Origin of the sequence: Rhodococcoides kyotonense (genome assembly GCF_900188125.1) — a bacterium.
Classification (GTDB): Bacteria; Actinomycetota; Actinomycetes; order Mycobacteriales; family Mycobacteriaceae; genus Rhodococcoides; species Rhodococcoides kyotonense.
This window is the reverse complement of record NZ_FZOW01000007.1, coordinates 199803-219719: the sequence shown is the minus strand read 5'-3', so window position 1 is coordinate 219719 and position 19917 is coordinate 199803. Positions and strand designations below refer to the sequence as shown.

Here is a 19917-nt window from a genome sequence, read left to right as displayed (position 1 = left end):
GCACACGGGCAGCGCTCAGTACAGATAATCCTCGCCACTGGCACGGACGGTGACGTCGCTGATGCTGATTCCCCACGGCTGATCGATGACGTGGACGACGGCGGTGGCCAGGTCGTCGGGCTTGATGAGCCAGTATTCGATCGAGTCGACGTCCTTCTGCTCGGGCCGAAGCGTGTCGGTGGTCGCAGCGGTCATGTTCTCGGTGAAGGTGGCGGCCCGCTGACCGGTGAGTCCGAGGATCGCGTTCTCGTTGACGATCCAGCTCGCGAGATTGGTCCCGGTGACGCCCGTCGGCTTGACCGTCGTCACCTTGATCTTGCCCTTGGCCTCGATGCGCAGTGAATCGGAGATCGTCGTGACGGCAGCCTTCGTCGCGCTGTAGACACCGGATCCGTCGATGCCTGCGTTGCCGAAGATCGACGAGATGTTGACGACCTGGCCGCGGCCCTGCGCGATCATCTGGTCGTACACCGCCGAGATTCCGTTGACGACGCCCTTGATGTTGATGTCGATTGCCTTGTGCCACTTCTGCCATGCGCGTTCGTGGTCGGCGAAATACGCGAGTGGCATGACGCCTGCGTTGTTCACCAATACATCGAGCGCGCCGAAGGTATCCACCGCGTGCTTCGCTGCTGCGACGACCTGATCCATCTCGGTGACGTCGGCCACCGCGTAGGTTCCCTGGAATCCGGCAGCGGCGATGCCGTCGAACACGGTCTTCAGTCCCTGTTCGTTGATGTCCACACCGACGACCTTGGCGCCTTGTGCCGCAACCTTTTCCGCGATGAGTTGACCGAAGCCACCACCGGCGCCGGTGATCAGAATGACTTTGTCCTGCAGGTACTGCGACATTGCTTTCTTCCTTCTCTCTTCGTGTTACACGATATCGATGGCGTCGAGTACCGATGCCACTCTCGTGTGGTCGCCGCTGAGGGTGACAGCGGAACGCCATGCGGAACGGGTTGTGCCCCAACGTAGGAAATCAGTGGCCGACGAGGTAGCCACATCCTCGGGTGCATCGCCGGTTTCGGTGACTGTGACGACGCCGTCCTCCGACGCGAGCACGACACTGCGCTCGGTGATCCCGGTGAGTCGAAGTGCGACAGGCGAAGTCAGAGCAGGAGCTACTCGCTCTCCGCACATCTGAGGGAGTCCCGCGAGCATCCAGTCGATTGCCGGGTCGATGGCCGCCTGCACATCGACATCACCGACGGGGATCGGACCGAAGGGAGCCAGCAGGTCCGACGTCAGGTGCACCAGGTGGTCGAACGAGACAGCGTCGGCGAGCTGATGGAGTTTGTACGTTCCGAGGTCCAGCATGGCGATCGGGTTGTCGCGCAGTTCTTCACCCTGAAGCGCAGTGAGCGTTGCAAGTCCGGCCTCGGACTGTTCGCGGTAGTAGTCGAGTATCTTCTCGTGTGGCCAGTCTGCGCGTTCGCGCACCGCTGCGTCGTTGAGTCGTTCGGATGTGCCGCTGGGGTTCGGTGGAAACACCAGGTTCGGGTCGGCGATGAAGTTGAAGAAGAACGCCATGTGGCCGATCAGGTCGTGGACACGCCACCCGTGACAGGCGCTGTCCGCCTCCCATTCGGCAGTCCCGAATTGCTCGGCGATCTCGACGGTGTTCGTGGCCAGTGCATGTGCACCGGTAAGTCCGTTCTGGGACATGGGTTGTCGACTCCTAGGGGGATGCGAGGAAGATGGATTTGAGTTGCTGGTACGACGCAAGACCCTCCGGTCCGAGTTCGCGTCCGAGACCACTCGCTTTTACCCCGCCGAACGGAGAACCCCAATCGAGGTTGTAGGTGTTGACGCCGAACGACCCTGTCTCGACGCGTCGGGCAACATCGATTCCGCGGTCCTGATCCGACGTCCATACCGTGCCGCCGAGGCCGTAGTCCGAGTCGTTGGTGAGTGCAACGGCGTGGTCGAGTTCGTCGTAGGCGATGATGGACAGCACCGGTCCGAATACTTCTTGGCGCGCAATGGTGCTCGTGTTGTCGACGTCGGCGAAGACGGTCGGTTGGACGAAGTATCCGACGCCTTCGGGAGCGTGGCCCCCGGTGGTGATGGTGCCGCCTTCGGACCGGGCCTGGTCGATCAACGACAGCACCCGATCGCGCTGACGCGCACTGACAAGAGGGCCGAAGAACGTCGCCTCGTCCATGGGATCTCCCACCTGGAGTCCAGCGACCATCGACGTGATCGCATCGGTGTAGACGCTTTTCTGATTGCGTGGCACCAGGATTCGCGTCGACATGTAGCAGGTTTGTCCGCTGTTGAGCAACGACGCCGTGGCAAGGCCGGTGACCGTCTGCTCGATGTCCGCGTCGTCGAGAATCAGCGCCGCCGACTTCCCTCCGAGCTCCAGTGTTGCGGGGCGCAGCAGTTCGCCACAGACCCGTCCGATGTGGCGCCCAGCCGCGGTGGAGCCTGTGAACGCGACCTTGTCGACGCCCGGATGCGCGACGAGATACTGCCCGATGTCGGGTCCACCCGTGACGATGTTGATGACACCATCGGGTAACCGAGCAGCGATCGCGGCCTCCGCGAGCACGTAGGAATCCAGTGTGGTCTCGGGCGACGGTTTGAGGACGATCGTGCATCCCGCGGCCAATGCGGGAGCGATCTTGAACATCGACAGCACCGCAGGAAAGTTCCAGGGCGCGATGGCAGCAACGACGCCGACGGGTTCGCGTCGTACGATCGTCGTCCCCGGCATCGGTTGGCTGGCGCGCTGTTCTTCGATCGGAGTCGATTCGGCGAGATCGGCGTAGTACCGGAGCAACTGGACGGGTGCTGCGCCCTCGGCGAAGCGCGCGAGCCCGATCGGCATCCCGTTCTGCGCGGTGACCGTCGTGGCCCGTTGTTCGGCGCGTTTGTCGAGTTCGTCGGCGAACCGTCGGATCGCGTTTGCTCGGTCGATAGGGGAGAGCCCGGCCCACTCCGGGCGTCGTAGCGCAGTTCGGGCTGCGGCGACGGCGGTGTCGACATCGGTTGCAGCCGATGCGGGGAACGATCCGATCTCCTGCTCGGTGAGCGGAGAGACGACGGGAATTCTGGCGGCGCTGTCCGGCGCCCTCCATTGGCCGCCGATGAAGAGTGCGTCGCGCTCGATGCGAGATGTCATGGTGTAGCTCCTCCTGGGACGGTGTTCGACACTGAACAGGCCATCTGTGTCGATCATCACTGTCATGGCCGGCTCAAAATTGACATCACACGCCATCTTTTTTACATTTCGACACATGGCCGACCTGATCAGTGCGTCGTCACTGAGTCGCGTGCCGGAGCTGATCGAGGAGTGTGGAGGCGATCCGTACGAATTCTGCGACCGGGTAGGCATCGATCCGTCGGTGATCGGGACGTATGACAACTTCGTTCCGTTCAGTGCGCTGTCGACCTTGCTCGGACTCTGTGCGCGAGAGTTGGGAGTGCCGGATTTCGCCCTGCGTCTTGCTGCCCGTCAGGATCCGGACATCCTCGGGCCGGTTGCCATCGCGGCACGCAACGCGGACACGATCGGCGACGCCGTGCGCGGCGTCGCGCAGTACGCACACGTCTACAGTCCGGCACTGTCGACTGCATTGACAGTCGGTGACGTCGAGGCGAGCTACAGCATCGACACTGTGCTGCATCGACTTCCGTCTCGTGCACACGTCGTCGAATTGGCGCTCGGGGTCACGTTGTCGACGTTCCGTATGATGGCGGGACCGGACTTCCATCCGACACGCATCTCGTTCCAGCATCCTCGGATATCCGAAATATCCACGTACACAGATTATTTCGGGTGTACCGTCGAGTTCTCGTCTGCGTCCAACACGTTGAACTTTCCGCGTGGTGTTCTGCACCGGCATCTGCCGCAGGTGGATCCTCTGGCTCACGATTTCGCGGTGCGGTACATGGCGGGTCGGGACCCGAGTACGGCGTTTCACGACGCCGTGTCCGCGCTCATCGTTCGATCGTTGCCCGCCGGGGCCGCGACCCTGCAGCAGGTGGCAGGGCTGATGGTCCTGCATCCGAGAACGTTGCAGCGGAGATTGGCGACGGAGGGCAAGACGTTCGACACTCTGGTCGACGACTCGCGCCGAGAGCTCGCGCTGAGTCTTCTCGCCAATGCCGATGTGTCCATCTCCGCTGTGTCGCGACAGCTCGGCTATTCGGAGCCGAGCACGCTGACCCGCAGTAGTCGTCGGTGGTTCGGGATGCCGCCGCTCGCCAAGCGCCGCGACCTATCGCGGCAGACTCCCAGGACCTGATTCGAGTTTCTTGTCGGTACCCCTCGGTATGGTTCGGGCCATCATCTTCACCGCGCCGGTTCCGACGCATCTCTTACAGGAGGATCCATTGACCAATCCACAGCTGTCTCTTGTTGCCGCTCTGCTCGACCGTTCGGGTTCCATGCACACCATTGCCGACGACACGAGGGGCGGGTTCGACTCGTTCATCGCGAAAGAGCGTGCGCAAGAGGGCGATACCGTCGTCACGCTTGCGCAGTTCGACGACCGATACGAGCTCGTCTACAGCTCCAATCCGATCGACGAGGTGCCGCCGCTCGTGTTGGAGCCGCGTGCGTCCACCGCTCTGTACGACGGTATCGGCCGGCTCATCACCGATGTCGGCGTCGAATTGGCTGCGCTGCCGGAGGATCAGCGTCCCGGATCGGTCACTGTTCTCGTGATGACCGACGGACACGAGAATGCCAGCCGCGAGTGGACCAACGTGGCTGTACGCCAGCTGATCGAACAGCAGGAACGCGACTACCAGTGGGACTTCGTCTTCCTCGGTGCCAACATCGATGCGGTGAACGTCGGTACGGATCTCGGTTTCGCACCCGACAAGTCGATGACGTACATGTCGACGACCGTCGGGGTCACCGCTGCCTTCGATTCGGTGGCCAGCTACCAGGACCGTAAGCGTGCGACGATCATGGGTGCGCCGCCGGCCCGGGGCTTTTCCGAGGAAGATCGCCGTCGGGCGCGGGGGGAGTGAGCGAGCCTCACCCCAACGTTCGGGCCAGGCTGCCCAATCGAGCGTCGAGGCGGTGCTCACCCTCGGCCGTGAGGTTCAGTGAAGCTCCGTGCTGTTCGCGGGCGTCGACGAACACCTGTAGCACCGGTGCGTACTCGACGCGGAGCCGGTTCCGCTTGTCGTCGTCCTCGAGGTGCTCCACGATGCCTGCGTCGTCGATGAAGTCCGACAGCTTCACCAAGAACACCCTCGGATCCACGATGGCGGTCGCGACATGATCGAGGTAAGCCCGGTTTTTCTCGGTTGTCGTGAGCCCTTCCGGCTCGATCGGATCGGTGACCGCGCGGACCACCGACGCAACCGTCGGTGAGAAGTGATCATCGATGATCGCCAGCGTGTTCTCTCGGGTCGGCGTGCGACCGGAGTCGAGAAGCGACACGATGCGGTCGGCCTGATCCTCGACGGTGTCGTGTAGTGCGCTCGCGGTGAGAACGACCTCGTCGGTGCATCCGAACCTGATGAGACGCAATACGTTTCGAAGGGGGTGAACCACGTGGGGATCACTGCCTGCGGCACCACCGAACCGTCGCTGGTACAGGTGAGCACCCGCGGCGAGGGACATGGCGTCGTGCAGCATCGGAGAGGTGAACCCGAGCTCGCGCGCCTCGTAACCGATCGTGAACGCCAGCGTGGACGCGTCCATGTCGGCCAAACGAATTCGTCTGAAATGGTCCGCGAGGATCGCATGCGTCGGAACTTGCATAGCTGAGTTCCTGGACAACCTGATGGTGATCGCGTCACCCTGTTCCTCGACGAACTTCACGAACATCCCGAGTCGACGTCCGAGATGCTCTTCCACGACGGGTGCGCAATCCACACGCGTCGATGCCACCACGTGCGTGTGGTTGGGCTGGAACTTGATGTCCGGCCACGAGTTCGAGAGATCAGCGACGGTGGCATCGACCGTGGCGGCACGCGTATGGATCGGAAACACTGCGTACAGTTCCAGTACCGGCTCGTCGTCCAACAGCCGTGCGTAGGCGACGTGCCGCCCGCTGTCGAACGGAATGTCCCCGTCGTCGTCTCGAACTGGTGTGGAGCCGGTGATCGACTCGAGCGCCCTGTCCACTTCGCCGACCAGCCTGGTCCGCACGGGGTCGAGTGTCCAGTCCTCCAACATCGATCCACTGTCGAACACAGACGTGACCGGCGCCCCTACCGAGCTGGCCGCGAGAAACGACGGGTGTGCAATACCTCGAACGTCTCTGACGAGAACGATGACCGCCTCTGCGACATCGTCCGCGTGTGCGTCCAGACCGAAGGTGCGCTGCAAGCCGTCGTCCATGTCGTATTCCTGCCAGCCCTGCTCGGCCATCAGTTCGATCTTCTCCGACGTGACTGTTGCGACGAGACGTCCGTTCATCCCTGCGTCACCTACGAGTCGATTGCCGAATCTGCCGGTGATCGTCAGGTAGAGGTCGTCGCGTTTTCGACCACCTCCTGGGCAGATGGTCAGCAGATCACCGGGCTTCATGTTCACGAGGTAGGTACCGAGGCGAGTGCGGAACTGATTCCACGCGGTCTCGATCTCCGTGTCGAAATCGTTGCGGTCCTCAGGCATACGGGCACTCCTAGGTGGCAGCTGAGCCGTTGTCTCGACTCGGAAAAAGCAGGAAGCTGTGCCTTGGTCTATTTCCTGGATGAACTGTAACGCCCTATGGCGACGGGCTTTTGCGATCTCGCGGACTTGTAGTCCATCGCTTGTCGATGAACTGCTCGGACTTGTCGACGTGACACGAGAAGATGTGTCATTCGAACGACCGACACCGACTCCGAAGCGTGCCCGTCGGGTCGGAGAGTTCCTGCAATGTGTCGGACCGGTGTGAAACCCTGGTGTCCGGTTGGGAGACGTACGAATCGAAGGGACGACGCGTGAGCGCAACCGACGAAGCCGTGGACAGACCGTTGATGGATGTCGTAGTCGAGGCCATCGACCGTGACAACGAATTGTCCGACGACGCCAAGTATCTGGTTCTGGCTGCACTCGACGGTACCGATGCGCTCGACGAACAACTCGACGGTGTTGCGCCGGTGCCGGTCCGGCGTGCTGCGGGCGCGGTCCGGGAGCAACCGGTCGGTGCCTTTCTGACGTCGATCGCCGTCGCAGGCTTCCGTGGCATCGGTCCGAAGTCGGAGCTGCGGCTACACCCAGCGCCGGGCATCACCATCGTCAGCGGCCGAAACGGGTCGGGTAAGTCCAGCTTCGCCGAAGCACTCGAATTCGCAGTCACCGGTAAGAGTTACCGCTGGGAGAACAAAGCGAAACTCTGGGCCGACACCTGGCGAAACCTGCATCACCCGTCGCCCTGCGAGGTGCAGATCGGCCTCACCATCGAAGGCAGTGAACCCACCGTCGTCGGTGTCGACTGGAAAGCCGACGTGCCGCTGCGTGAGAACACCACGTGGACGCAGGTCGGCTCCGTGAAACGTACTGCCGGTACCGACGCGTTGGGGTGGAAGTCCGCCGTCGAACTCCACCGCCCGATCCTGTCCTACGACGAAATCGGCGGCCTCGTCGAGGACAGCCCGTCGACGCTGCACGACGCGCTGGCCAAGCTGCTGGGTCTCGACGAGATCGCCGACGCCGAGAAGCGTCTCGCTTCAGCCGCGAAGACCGCCAAGGTTCCGCGTCAGCGCGCATCCGACGAGCTGAAGCAGCTCAAACGCATCTGCTCCGAATCCACCGAGGATCGCGCCTCCGCAGCCGCAACGTTGATCAAGAAACGCCTGGTCGACGTCGACGCAGTACGGTCGCTCGCAACAGGATCCGATACGACGCAGTCACCTGCACTCGTCGGACTGCGTGGCCTGGCTACCCTGCCGATCCCGCTGCAGGAGCAGGTCGATCTTGTCGCCGGCACACTGCGCACGGCCGTGTCGAACACCGTCGAACTCGCCGACGACGCACTGGCGGTCGCCGAACGTCGCGCCGTGGTGCTGTCGGCGGCCCTCGACCTGCACAGCAAGACCGGCACCATCGAGTGCCCCGTCTGCGCAACAGGAACGCTCGACGACGCATGGGCCGCGCACACCCACGAGCTGATCGACCTCGAAGATTCCAAGCTCGCGCGGTACAAGCAGGGTCGGCGGGATCTCGACGACGCACACCGCGCCGCGCTCGTATTGGTGGACGAGCTACAGGATTCACCCGGCGAAGATCGACGGGTTCATTCGAGTCCTCTCGACTCTGGCGACCACCCGTCAGGTGGTCGTGTTCTCGCATGACGATCGCCTCGCCACTGCCATCCGGCAGTTGGCCGTCGACGCGCGGTTGGTGGAAGTGACGCGGGAGACGGGGTCGCAGATCCATGTCGCGGACACTCTCGATCAAGCGACGCGATACGTCGACGACGTCCGTGCACTGATACTCGACGAGGCCGTGCCGAGTGATGTGAAGCGCCGCGTCGCACCCGGGTTGTTCCGCCTCGCTCTGGAATCTGCAGCGCAGCAGTTGTTCTACGCCAAGAGGCATCGAAGCGGGGCGAGCAGACTCGAGACCGAACAACGGTGGTCCGACGTCAAGAAGACCCGCAACAGGCTGGCGCTGGCCGTGCACGACGATCCCGACAAGGATCTGTCCGGGTGGCTTGCGCAGCGGGACGGGCGCAAGTCGACGGTGCGGATCGCGAACGCCGGAGTGCACGGCGCCGACGTCGACATCTCGTGGGGCACGGTGAACGATCTGCAGAAAGTGGTAGACGGGATCCTGACGTCATGACCACTGCGACATCGCCGGCAGTGATGCTGCACAACGCCGAACGGCTTCTCGACGGAAACGTCGGTGCCGCAGGTAGTTCCGCGCGGCTCGCGGCGTTTCTTGCACGCCAGGCGCTGGAGACACTCGTCGACGAGCGGTGTCGTGCTCTCGACGTCGATGTCCCTGGCGCGAGTATGCGATCGAGGTTGGTCGTCCTGCGGTCACTCGACACGTCCGAACGCGCCGACGCGGCCGCCATCGCCTGGAATCGACTCAGCTCTGCGTGCCATCACCATGCGTACGAACTTGCGCCGACGGTCTCCGAAGTCCGTCATCTGTGCGGGCTCGTCGCGGTGCTGGTGGGGGAGTGAATCACGTTCGGCGACAACGACACAGCAAGGGCCGCGCCATGCCAGGCGCGGCCCTCGTACACATCAGCTCTTCGAGACGCGGACGAGCTTCTTGTTGACGAATTCGTCCATGCCCCACGGTCCGAGCTCACGTCCGACACCCGAACGCTTGACGCCGCCGAAGGGCAGCCCCGGCAGCGTGGTCCCGTGCTCGTTGACGAAGGCCATACCGACCTCGAGTTGCTCGGCGACGGTGCGGGCATTGTCGAGATCGGAGCTCCACACCGAACCACTCAGACCGAACGGCGACGAGTTGGCGAGGGTGACTGCTTCTTCGGCGTTCTTGACCTTGTAGACGACGCCTGCGGGACCGAAGAGCTCTTCCTCGTACGCGCGCATGTCCGGTGTGACGTCGGAGAGCAGCGTCGGCTCGACATAGGCGCCTGGGCCGTCGATCTTCTTGCCGCCGGTCAAGAGCGTCGCACCCTTGGAGACGGCGTCGTCGATCTGTTCGATGAGCGTGTCCGCGGCCGTTTGCGACGATAGGGGACCGAGCTTGGTGTTCTCGTCGAGCGGATCTCCGGTCCTGGTCGCGGCGAACGACGCGGTCAGCTTGCCGACGAATTCGTCGTAGTAGTCCTCGGTGACGATGATCCGCTTGGCGGCGTTGCAGGCCTGGCCCGCGTTGGACAAACGCGCGCGGGTGGCGGACTTGACCGTGGCGTCGATGTCGTCGGAGTCGAGCACGATGAACACATCGGAGCCACCGAGTTCGAGGACGACCTTCTTGAGGTTGCGGCCCGCAGTTTCGGCGACGCTCGTTCCGGCGCGCTCACTACCGGTGAGCGAGACGCCTTGAACGCGCTTGTCGGCGATCATGTCGGCGATCTGCTCGTTGGTCGCGAAGATGTTGATGTAGGCGTCCTGGGGCAGGCCCGCCTGGTGGAAGATCTCCTCGATGAGCAGCGCGGATTGCGGACAGTTCGGGGCGTGCTTGAGCAGAATCGTGTTGCCCACCATCAGGTTCGGCCCTGCGAAGCGCGCAACCTGGTAGTACGGGAAGTTCCACGGCATGACGCCGACGAGCGCGCCGACGGGTTTGCGCTGCACCACGGACTCTTCGGCGCCGGGCACGTCGAGTGTCTCTTCCTCGAGGAAGCGGGGGCCGTTGTCGGCGTAGTACTGGAAGATGGCTCCCGCGAGCTTCACCTCACCCTTGGCTTCCTTGACGGGTTTGCCCATCTCGATCGAGATGCTGCGGGCAAGTTCGTCGGCGCGCTCGGCGTACAGCGTCGCGACTCGGCCGAGGACCTCGGAACGATGTTGCGGCGACGTGATTCGCCACGTCTGGAAGCCGGAGTGCGCCGACTCCAGCGCTCGCTCGACGCCTGCGGAGTCGAGTGCGTCGAACTCCTTGACGGTCTCGCCGGTGGCCGGATTGACAGTCTTGTATGTCGTCATACTTCAACAACGGGCCACGTGGGGGTTGTTGTTCCGATTCGGACAGATCGGATGCTGCATTGCAGGTCGACGAAGTGCGGCGTCGACCATCATGATCGGTACCGACGAGTAACTTTTCGCACTGGCCGGGGGGCTCGAAACACTTCGCAGTACGCGCGTAATGTTACGTCAAAGTTTAGGGTTGAAGAGGACGCACGCACACAAAGCGATGCGTCGACGGACACTGAGGCAAAGGCAGAACATGAGTGCGAAACAGCCGACCATCATCTACACACTGACCGACGAAGCCCCGATGCTCGCCACCCACGCGTTTCTGCCCGTCATCCGGGCATTCGCGGGTGCAGCCGACATCAACGTCGAATCCAGCGACATCTCCGTCGCAAGCCGCATCCTGTCGGAGTTCCCCGACTACCTCACCGAGGAGCAGAGGGTTCCGGACAACCTGGCCGAGCTGGGTCGGCTGACGCAACTCCCCGAGACCAACATCATCAAGCTGCCGAACATCTCGGCTTCGATACCTCAGCTGCTTGCCGCGATCAAGGAACTGCAGGGCAAGGGTTACGCCATCCCCGACTACCCGGGCAACCCGAAGACCGACGAAGAAGCAGAGATCAAGAACCGTTACACCAAATGCACCGGCAGTGCCGTCAATCCTGTTCTGCGCGAGGGTAACTCGGACCGTCGCGCGCCGAAGGCCGTCAAGGCCTACGCGCGTAAGCATCCGCACAGCATGGGTGAGTGGTCTCCCGCGTCGCGCACGCACGTCGCTCACATGCGGCACGGCGACTTCTACCACGGCGAGAAGTCGATGACGGTCGAAGGCGACCGCGAGGTCAAGATGGAGCTGCTGACCACCAGCGGCAAGACCATCGTCCTCAAGGAGAAGGTGTCGCTCACCGACGGTGACGTCATCGACAGCATGTTCATGAGCAAGAAGGCGCTCATCGAGTTCTACGAAGAGCAGATGGAGGACGCCTACAAGACGGGCATCATGTTCTCTCTGCACGTCAAGGCCACGATGATGCGCGTGTCTCACCCCATCGTCTTCGGGCACGCCGTCAAGGTCTTCTACAAGGACGCATTCGCCAAGCACGGCGAGCTGTTCGACGAGCTCGGCGTCAACGTCAACAACGGTCTGTCCGACCTGTACAGCAAGATCGAATCGCTCCCCAGCGCACAGCGCGAGGAGATCGTCGACGATCTGCACAAGTGTCACGAGAAGCGCCCCGAGCTGGCCATGGTCGACTCCGCGCGCGGCATCTCGAACTTCCACTCCCCGAGCGACGTCATCGTCGACGCGTCGATGCCCGCGATGATTCGCGTCGGAGGCAAGATGTGGGGCGCGGACGGTCGGCCCAAGGACACCAAGGCCGTCAGCCCCGAGTCGACCTTCTTCCGGATCTACCAGGAGATGATCAACTTCTGCAAGACCAATGGCGCGTTCGATCCCACCACGATGGGTACCGTTCCGAACGTCGGCCTCATGGCGCAGAAGGCTGAAGAGTACGGCTCGCACGACAAGACGTTCGAGGTCCCCGAGGGGGGCGTCGCCAACATCACCGACCTGGCGACGGGCGAGGTGCTGCTGACGCAGAACGTCGAAGAGGGTGACATCTGGCGCCTGTGCATCGTCAAGGACGCGCCGATCCAGGACTGGGTCAAGCTCGCCGTGACGCGTACCCGCAACTCGGGCATGCCGGTCGTCTTCTGGCTCGACCCGTACCGCCCGCACGAGAACGAGCTCATCGGCAAGGTGCGCAAGTACCTGAAGGATCACGACACCGAGGGCCTCGACATCCAGATCATGTCGCAGGTCCGCGCGATCCGCTACACGATGGAGCGCCTCATCCGCGGGCTCGACACCATCTCCGCGACGGGCAACATCCTGCGCGACTACCTCACCGACCTGTTCCCGATCCTCGAGCTCGGCACCAGTGCCAAGATGCTGTCGATCGTGCCGTTGATGGCAGGCGGCGGACTGTACGAGACGGGCGCGGGCGGTTCCGCGCCGAAGCACGTCAAGCAGCTCATCGAGGAGAACCACCTTCGCTGGGATTCGCTCGGCGAATTCCTGGCTCTCGCAGTCAGCCTCGAGGACCTCGGCATCAAGACCGACAACCAGAAGGCGAAGATCCTCGCCAACGCTCTGGATGCGGCTACGGGCAAGCTCCTCGAGAACGACAAGGGCCCGTCGCGCACCACCGGCGAGCTCGACAACCGCGGCAGCCAGTTCTACCTGTCCCTGTATTGGGCGCAGGAGCTCGCCGCACAGACCGAGGACGCGGAGCTCGCGGAGCACTTCGGTGCCCTCGCGAAGACCCTGGCCGAGAGCGAGAACGCAATCGTGCAGGAACTCAACGACGCTCAGGGCAAGGAGGTCGAGATCGGCGGATACTACTTCCCGGATCCCGAGGCTGCTTCTGCCGTCATGCGTCCGAGCAAGACGTTCAACGAGGCGTTGGCCAGCTTTACGAGCTAGCTCTGTGATCGCTTGAATGGTCCATTCATGTTGCCAGACAACATGAATGGGCCATTCAAGCAGCGGTGCGCACGCCCCGCGACTGCACCGACGCCGCGACGCACCCCGCCACCATCAGTACCGCTGCCACCGCGAGTCCGATGGTCGAGACGGTCAGCGACAGCAGCAGCGGCACGGCGAAACCCAGGTAGACGAAGCAGTAGTACACCGCGGTGGCGCTGGACAGATCACCCTCGGGTGGCGTGTTCTTCTCGACGATCACCAGGCCCGACACCAGCAGCATTCCGTAACAGGATCCGAGCAACACCGCCGCGATCACGACGAGCGCAACGGATCCGATCCCGTTGATACTCAATGCCGCTGCAGCGCAAACGAATCCCGCGCACCCGAATGCGACGCCGGTCCGCACGGGAATCATGTCGCCGCGAGTGGACAGCCGTCGGGCAGTAGGTTGGACCGCCACGCCCGTCCAGAGCGTCAGTGCCGCAATGCCTCCCGTGAATGCGATGGACAACGGCCCGGTGACGTCGGCGACATGCGGGGGCAACGTCGCGAACGCCACCGTCGCGGCCCCGAACACCCACGGTGCCCACGGCGCGACCCCAGCGTAGAACCAACGTTGCCCGATGACGCGCGGGTTCCGCCCAGAAGAAGTGTTGCGTGCCCTCGTCTCCGGGACCCTCCACACCAGAAGCCCGGTGACCGCCATCATCCCCAGGTGAACTACGTAGGGCAGCACGTCCGGCGCAGGCAGCCACTGCGCGATCAACCCCGCGAACAGTGCGCCGCAACCGAATCCAGCGGACAGCGCGACGGCAGTCCGACGTGCTCCGGTTCCCGGGTTGTCGCTCAGCTCCTTGATCCACGCGCCGCCCGCGGTGAACGCCATTCCCGACGCGACCCCGGCCAGCACCCGCCCGAGATACAGCAGGGCAGGCATGTCGGCGCCGAGAGCGAGCACGACGGTCGACGCGACGGCCACACCGATCATTGGCCGAACGACGAACCGTCGTCCTCGTCGATCCGACAATCGACCGAAATACAGCAGCGACGGAATGAGCCCCAGCGCATAACTACCCAACATCGCCGTGAACGACGTGCTCGTCAGGCCCACGGTCTCGCGATACACGAGCTGCATGGGGGCGAACTGGTTGGCGCCCCAGCTCACGGCGAACACGACGGCAACCACACGGATCCAACTCACGGGCATCCTGGTCATCCTTCCAACTGCAGCACCCCACGCATTCGGCACACATTGCCAGCGTCACCGACGATTCTGTGTCGACTGTGGTCATATGTTGCCCACCGACAGGAACCTAGGTTCGAGGTGATGAAGTCGATCGAGAGGCCCCAGGTGGACGTTCGGACGTGGGTGGGACGCTCGGCGCGGTCCATCGCCGCTGCGGTACGCGCGGGTGAGGTCACCGCGCGCGAGGTCGTCGAGGATCACCTCTCGGTAATCGACGAGCTGAACCCCGGTCTCAACGCGATCGTCACGGTATGCGGCACAGAGGCATTGGCAGCCGCCGATAGCATCGACCGCGCCAGAAACCAACGCGAAGTCCTCGGCCCCCTGGCAGGCGTCCCGTTCACGGTAAAGGACACCATCACGACGGCCGGTGTCAGAACAACGGCCGGGTCCCGCGCACTCGCGTCGAACATCCCCATGCGCGACGCGACCGCGGTGGCCGCGTTCAAGGCCGCGGGTGCCGTCCTCGTCGGAAAGACCAATGCGCCGGAGTTCGGTGCGTCGGGCCTCACCTCCAACGATTTGTTCGGGACTACCGCCAGCCCACTCATCGCCGACGGGGTTGCACGGTCACCGGGAGGTTCGAGCGGCGGCGAATCTGCCTCTGTCGCAGCAGGTATGAGCGTGTTGGGTCTCGGCACGGACTTCGGCGGTTCGCTCCGATGGCCCGCGCACTGCACCGGGCTGGTCGCGATCCGCCCGACACTCGGCCGCGTCGACACCGACGGCCAGATCCCCGGGGTCATGTTCGACGGCCATGTGCTGGCGAATCCGGTGACGGTGCACGGCGCGATCCAGACGATCGGCCCGCTGGCACGGAATCTCTCGGATCTCGAACTGGCACTGGATGTTCTGTCTCAAAAAAGCCTTGCGAAGATTGATTCCGCATCCGTGAACCCCGACACTCTCGACATCCGATGGGCACCTGGTGACGGAACCATGCCGGTCGACGACGAGATCATCGCCGCCGTTTCGGCCGCTGCTCGCGCAGTGGACGCAAAGCCATACGACGGCATTGCGCTCGAACGCGGCAACGCGCTGTTCGGAGCATTGCGTGCCACCGAGTCCCACGCGGACATACGCGCGTTGATCGGGTCGGAATCCACGGATGAGACCCCCGAGGGCCCCGTCGAACATCTCTGGGCCGACAGAGCAATGCTCATCAGGCAATTCCTCGACGAGATGGGCGACGTCCTGGTCATGCCGGTCGCGTCGATCCTGGCACCTCCGTTGGGGCTGGAGGAGTTCACCGTCGGCTCGCGTGAGCTCACGTGGATGGATGCTCTGGCGAGTTGCCGGGCGATCAGTGTTCTCGGCTTGCCCTCCTTGACCATACCGATAAGTAAGGCCCGCAACGGTTTACCGATCGGACTGCAGATCATCGCTCGCCCGTGGCGCGAGGCGGATGCCCTTGCCGTCGCCGGCCCGCTCCTGAAGTAGGAGCGGGCCCGGAGGGTCAGATGACCGCGCGCTTACGCAGGTCGACGATCTCGTCTGCACCCAGACCCAGTTCGGTGAGCACCTCGACGGTGTCCGCGCCCAACGTGATCGGCGGGGCTTTGCGTACCGAAAGCACCTTCCCGTCGACCCAGAAAGGTCCGCGCACGACTGGGGTTCGGCGTCCGTCGGAATCCTCTGTTTCCTGGACCATCTCGAGCGCGCGGACCTGCGGGTCTGTGAACACCTGATCGAGGGTGTGGATCGGCCCGCACGGGATTCCCGCGGCGCGCATCTGTTCGATCCAACTCGCAGCACCATGCACGGTCAGCAGTTCGAGTATCTCCTTCGTCAGCTGGTCCCGATGCTCAGTACGGAGCTTCCCATCCGCGTACTCAGGCCTGTCCACGAGCTCCGGCGCACCCAGGACCGAACACAGTGCTATCCAATGCTTTTCAGTGCCGGTTGCGATGGTGATCGGAAAGTCCGCGGTATCGAAGACGCCGTACGGGGTGATCGACGGATGCGTGTTGCCGTTGGGTTGCGCGACCCGACCTGTGCTGATGTAGTTCTGAGCCTGGAAGGTCATGATCGAAATGGCCGACTCCAGCAGGGAGGTCTCGACGCGTCGGCCGCGTCCGTCGCGCTCGCGGGCAGCCAAAGCTGCTGCAATCCCCAGCGCTGCATAGATTCCGGAGACCGTGTCGACAATCGGGATTCCTACCCTCATCGGTGCGCTCCCGGCGTCACCTGTCACGGACATGAGCCCGGACATCCCCTGCGCCACTTGGTCGAGACCTGCCGCGAGATGGTCGGGGCCCACCGGGCCGAATCCGCTGACGCTCATGACGATCAGCCGCGGATTCTCGCGTTCGAGTTCCTGAGGGTCGAGTCCCATGTCCGCCAACACGCCGGGCCGAAAGTTCTCCACCAGCACATCCGCATCGAGAGCCAACCGGCGCAACAACTCTCGACCCGACGCGCTTCGAAAGTCCACTGCAACGGAACGTTTCCCGCGGTTGACGGACGTGAAATACAGGCTCCGGTCGTCGTCGAACGGTGGCCACTGGCGGGAACTGTCACCTGTACCAAGGGGTTCCACCTTGATCACGTCCGCACCGAAATCGGACAGCAGGGATGTGCAGAGCGGGCCGGCGAGTGCCCTGGTCAGGTCGAGAACTTTTGTTCCGCTGAGTAGTTCGTCCATCGGTGCGTTCCTCGTTCTTCTCGTCCACCTGGGTCGAGCATTGACGATGGTCGAGGGCGCCGTTCGGCGCGTCGGCGACAGTGCACAACGAGCCGGTCGACTTTTCGGCGACTTCTGTGAGCGAACACCTCGGTCGTGCCCGTTAGCGTGACAGGCAGGACAAGCGAACGGAGAAAACGATGCGTGAGATCTCTGCGGCGGTGCACACCTGGTTCGATGCCGGCGAGTCCTTCGCGCTCGCGACCGTCACGCGTACGTGGCGTTCGTCCCCGCGTCGACCAGGGGCCGCGATGGCAGTCAGCCGGAGCGGAGAGGTCGTCGGGAGTGTCTCGGGCGGGTGCATCGAGAGCTCGCTGTACGAGACCGCGCGTGACGTTCTCGCCGACGGCAACTCGCGCATCGCGACCTTCGACGTCACCGACGACGACGCCTTCGGTGTCGGGTTGACGTGCGGCGGCAGGATCGAAGTGCTGGTCGAATTAGTCGGCCCGCGTTGGCCCGGGTTCGGGGGAGTGTGCGACCGACTTGCCCAGGACCGACCGGTTGCGATTCTGACGACGATGGTCGACGGTCATCCGTCCCGCCACCTCGTGATCGACGAGGCCAGCCACGACGGCGACCTTCCGCTGACGCGGCACGACATCGAGGACGTGCGAGCGCGACTCGGCGACTCGGAGGTGTTCGTCGCACACCGGAGCACGTTCACCGGCATCGACGACGACGTTCTCGTCGAGATCCATGCACCTCTGCCGCGCATGTACGTGTTCGGAGCCATCGACTTCGCCTCTGCAGTAAGCACTCTCGGGGCGTTCGCCGGGTACCGGGTCACCGTCGTCGATGCACGTCCTGTGTTCGCGACCCCTGCCAGATTCCCGTCGGCGCACGAGGTCGTCGTCATGTGGCCCGACAGATTCCTGGTCAGCGCGCCGATCGACTCGCGCACCGCCGTCGTCGTGCTCACCCACGACGAGAAGTTCGACATTCCGCTGTTGAACCTCGCCCTGCGGTCCGACGCCGGGTACGTCGGCGCGATGGGGAGCCGCGCCACCCATGAACGACGCGTCGGCCTGCTGCAGGAAGAGGGGATCACTCGCCATCAGCTCGCGCGTCTGCATTCGCCGATCGGACTCGACCTGGGTGCACGTACTCCCGCCGAGACCGCACTGTCGGTGATGGCCGAGGTCACCAAGACGATGCGCGCTGCGTCGGGCGAGGAGTTGCGCCACCGTCGCGGACCGATCCATGGCCTCAGTTCGTCTGCATAACCTAATGTCCTGCCGCGCGGGCCTGTGAGCGTTAGGATCGTCTCTTCGCGACCCCCCCCTTCGCGAGCTGATGAAATCCGAGGTGCCCGCCAGTGTCTGTCAGGTCCGTGTCCACACCTGTCTCCGATCCTTCGCTCACGGAACTCCTGCGGTCCTCTCTTCTGCCCTCGTCGTCGGTCGTCGTGGGGGACGTCGACGACATCGATGTGCGACGCGTCGGCTTCATGGCCGTTCCTGACATCGGCCCCTGGCTCCGGCGCGACCAACTCCTGATCACGACGCCGCGCACGCTGGGGTTGGTGACGGAGTCCGCGACGGCGTTCGTCGGCAGGCTCAGTTCGCGCGGAGTCGCCGCGCTCGCAGTGCAATTCGACGGTGACGGCTGGAATCTCGAACCCGAGTTGATCGACGCCGCGGCACAGGCTCAGCTGCCGATCGTCGCATTCCACGGCGACGGCGATCACTCACTGTCGCGCGACCGAGCACGCGTCGAATCGTCGCAGGTGTCGGCCATGTTCGAGGCCGAGCGGGTGCGCCGACTGCTCGTCGACGTCGTCATGGCCGGGGGAGGGTTGGCAGAGCTGGCCGAGGTCGCGGCCCGCGAGTTGAACGGGACCGTACTGCTGACGACGTCGGACGGCCGTGAGATCTGCCGTGCAGGCGACGCCGCAGGCCGAAGACGATTGTCGACGAGCCCTGCCCTCGACTCCACCGGGCGGCTGCGTACCGACACCGTCGAAGGCGGACTCGGACTCCACGTGTTCGACGGTCATTCGGGATCGGTCGCCGCCATTTCCGCCAACCACATCGATCACGGACGACTGGCGTTGTTCACGTGGGATCGCGAGATGACCGAGCACGACTTGTACCTCGTCGAACGCGCTGCATCGGTGTGCGCGCTGGTCGTCACGCGACAACAAGCGGTCGCCTCCGTCGAGGAGCGGCATCGAGCGAACTTCATCCACGATCTGATGCTCGGCCGGGCCGGCGACACCGAACACGTTGTCTCACATGCCAAGACGTTCGGCTGGGATTTCGACCGGCCGTTGGTCATCGTCAGCATCGAGCCCGACCCTGTTCCGGACGAAACGACCAGCGCCGCGCATAGGCTCCCCGTCGTCGACCGTCAGGCGATGGCCTTCTCGGGTGCGATCGCTCATCGAGATCCCGGCGCCGCGGTGACGGCCCTGACCGGGGAAACTGTCATCGTCATGGGCGTCGGAAACGACACCATGGCGCTCGTGCGCGACCTCGTGAGTGTGGTGAGGGGCGAAGGAGGCGGTGGCAGAAGGCCGTTCAGCGTCGGGGTGTCGCGCACCGCAGTGACCACCGACGGAGTGCCTGCCCTGTACACGCAGGCGCGGACGGCTTTGACTGTGGGGCGGCGTATTTCGGGACAGTGGTCGTTGACCAACTTCGACGACCTCGGTGTCTACCGATTGCTCTCGCTCGTCGAAGACGAGGACGAGCTCGAGAACTTCGCCCGGGAGACGCTGCGCGAACTCACCGAGGAGACCGTCGAAGCTCAGGACATGCGCAACACGTTGGAAGTGTTGCTGGCGACCAACATCAACATCGCCGAGACCGCACGGCAGCTCCACTTCCACTACAACACACTGCGTTACAGAGTCGTTAAGCTCGAGAAAATGCTGGGCTCGTTCACCGCGCAGCCGGAATTGCGGCTGGACCTGTCCCTAGCACTGAAGATAATCGCGATGCGCGGCATCAATCACTAATCCTGCCA

The 19917-nt window shown here is 63.7% G+C and carries 16 protein-coding genes; 9 read left to right on the top strand and 7 right to left on the bottom strand.

Features of this window, described 5'->3' with window-relative positions:
* Positions 1-15: 15 nt before the first annotated feature.
* The 3 genes from CHB96_RS13945 to CHB96_RS13935 are packed head-to-tail and all read right to left on the bottom strand — an operon-like array spanning position 16 to position 3130.
* Complete coding sequence (locus CHB96_RS13945) at positions 16-852, bottom strand: SDR family oxidoreductase (protein WP_089247127.1); 837 nt, start codon at positions 850-852, stop codon at positions 16-18.
* Between the two features lie 24 nt (positions 853-876).
* A complete protein-coding gene (locus CHB96_RS13940; RefSeq protein ID WP_089247125.1) occupies positions 877-1668 on the bottom strand; it encodes a maleylpyruvate isomerase N-terminal domain-containing protein in 792 nt (263 codons plus the stop codon).
* A gap of 13 nt (positions 1669-1681) precedes the next feature.
* On the bottom strand, positions 1682-3130 hold the full coding sequence (locus CHB96_RS13935; protein ID WP_089247340.1) for an aldehyde dehydrogenase: 1449 nt from the start codon (positions 3128-3130) through the stop codon (positions 1682-1684).
* Positions 3131-3245: 115 nt separating this feature from the next.
* Between CHB96_RS13935 and CHB96_RS13930 the strand changes: the two genes are divergently transcribed.
* Entirely contained in the window at positions 3246-4256 is a 1011-nt protein-coding gene (locus CHB96_RS13930) for an AraC family transcriptional regulator (RefSeq protein ID WP_089247123.1), read from the top strand.
* An 88-nt stretch (positions 4257-4344) separates the two neighbouring features.
* Positions 4345-4989: a vWA domain-containing protein gene (locus CHB96_RS13925; RefSeq protein ID WP_245865650.1), complete on the top strand. Its 645-nt coding sequence runs from the start codon at positions 4345-4347 to the stop codon at positions 4987-4989.
* A 7-nt stretch (positions 4990-4996) separates the two neighbouring features.
* Here CHB96_RS13925 and CHB96_RS13920 read toward each other — a convergent pair whose 3' ends face one another.
* Entirely contained in the window at positions 4997-6589 is a 1593-nt protein-coding gene (locus CHB96_RS13920; protein ID WP_089247121.1) for a TY-Chap domain-containing protein, read from the bottom strand.
* Between the two features lie 311 nt (positions 6590-6900).
* Between CHB96_RS13920 and CHB96_RS13915 the strand changes: the two genes are divergently transcribed.
* The 3 genes from CHB96_RS13915 to CHB96_RS13910 are packed head-to-tail and all read left to right on the top strand — an operon-like array spanning position 6901 to position 9096.
* Positions 6901-8253: an AAA family ATPase gene (locus tag CHB96_RS13915; protein WP_245865647.1), complete on the top strand. Its 1353-nt coding sequence runs from the start codon at positions 6901-6903 to the stop codon at positions 8251-8253.
* Positions 8240-8746, top strand: coding sequence for a hypothetical protein (locus tag CHB96_RS30130; protein ID WP_245865645.1), 507 nt, complete (start codon positions 8240-8242; stop codon positions 8744-8746). Before CHB96_RS13915 ends, CHB96_RS30130 begins: the two co-directional genes overlap by 14 nt.
* On the top strand, positions 8743-9096 hold the full coding sequence (locus tag CHB96_RS13910; protein ID WP_089247119.1) for a hypothetical protein: 354 nt from the start codon (positions 8743-8745) through the stop codon (positions 9094-9096). The genes CHB96_RS30130 and CHB96_RS13910 overlap by 4 nt, the downstream gene beginning before the upstream one ends.
* 63 nt (positions 9097-9159) lie before the next feature.
* Here the strand turns inward: CHB96_RS13910 and CHB96_RS13905 are convergent, their stop codons facing one another.
* A complete protein-coding gene (locus tag CHB96_RS13905) occupies positions 9160-10536 on the bottom strand; it encodes an NAD-dependent succinate-semialdehyde dehydrogenase (RefSeq protein WP_089247117.1) in 1377 nt (458 codons plus the stop codon).
* Positions 10537-10777: 241 nt separating this feature from the next.
* Between CHB96_RS13905 and CHB96_RS13900 the strand changes: the two genes are divergently transcribed.
* Complete coding sequence (locus tag CHB96_RS13900; protein WP_089247115.1) at positions 10778-13015, top strand: NADP-dependent isocitrate dehydrogenase; 2238 nt, start codon at positions 10778-10780, stop codon at positions 13013-13015.
* A gap of 55 nt (positions 13016-13070) precedes the next feature.
* On the opposite strand, the gene CHB96_RS13895 is transcribed toward CHB96_RS13900, so the two are convergent.
* Positions 13071-14225 carry an MFS transporter gene (locus CHB96_RS13895; protein WP_245865684.1) on the bottom strand — a complete coding sequence of 385 codons (1155 nt, stop codon included), beginning with the start codon at positions 14223-14225 and terminating at the stop codon, positions 13071-13073.
* A 120-nt stretch (positions 14226-14345) separates the two neighbouring features.
* Between CHB96_RS13895 and CHB96_RS13890 the strand changes: the two genes are divergently transcribed.
* On the top strand, positions 14346-15704 hold the full coding sequence (locus CHB96_RS13890; RefSeq protein WP_176444292.1) for an amidase: 1359 nt from the start codon (positions 14346-14348) through the stop codon (positions 15702-15704).
* Positions 15705-15720: 16 nt separating this feature from the next.
* On the opposite strand, the gene CHB96_RS13885 is transcribed toward CHB96_RS13890, so the two are convergent.
* The gene (locus tag CHB96_RS13885; protein ID WP_089247111.1) at positions 15721-16908 is read right to left on the bottom strand and encodes a CaiB/BaiF CoA transferase family protein; all 1188 of its coding nucleotides are present in this window, start codon (positions 16906-16908) and stop codon (positions 15721-15723) included.
* 179 nt (positions 16909-17087) lie between these two features.
* Here CHB96_RS13885 and CHB96_RS13880 point away from each other — a divergent pair, with 179 nt between their 5' ends.
* Entirely contained in the window at positions 17088-18173 is a 1086-nt protein-coding gene (locus tag CHB96_RS13880) for an XdhC family protein (RefSeq protein WP_089247109.1), read from the top strand.
* 92 nt (positions 18174-18265) lie between these two features.
* Positions 18266-19909, top strand: coding sequence for a helix-turn-helix domain-containing protein (locus tag CHB96_RS13875; RefSeq protein ID WP_176444291.1), 1644 nt, complete (start codon positions 18266-18268; stop codon positions 19907-19909).
* Positions 19910-19917: the final 8 nt, after the last annotated feature.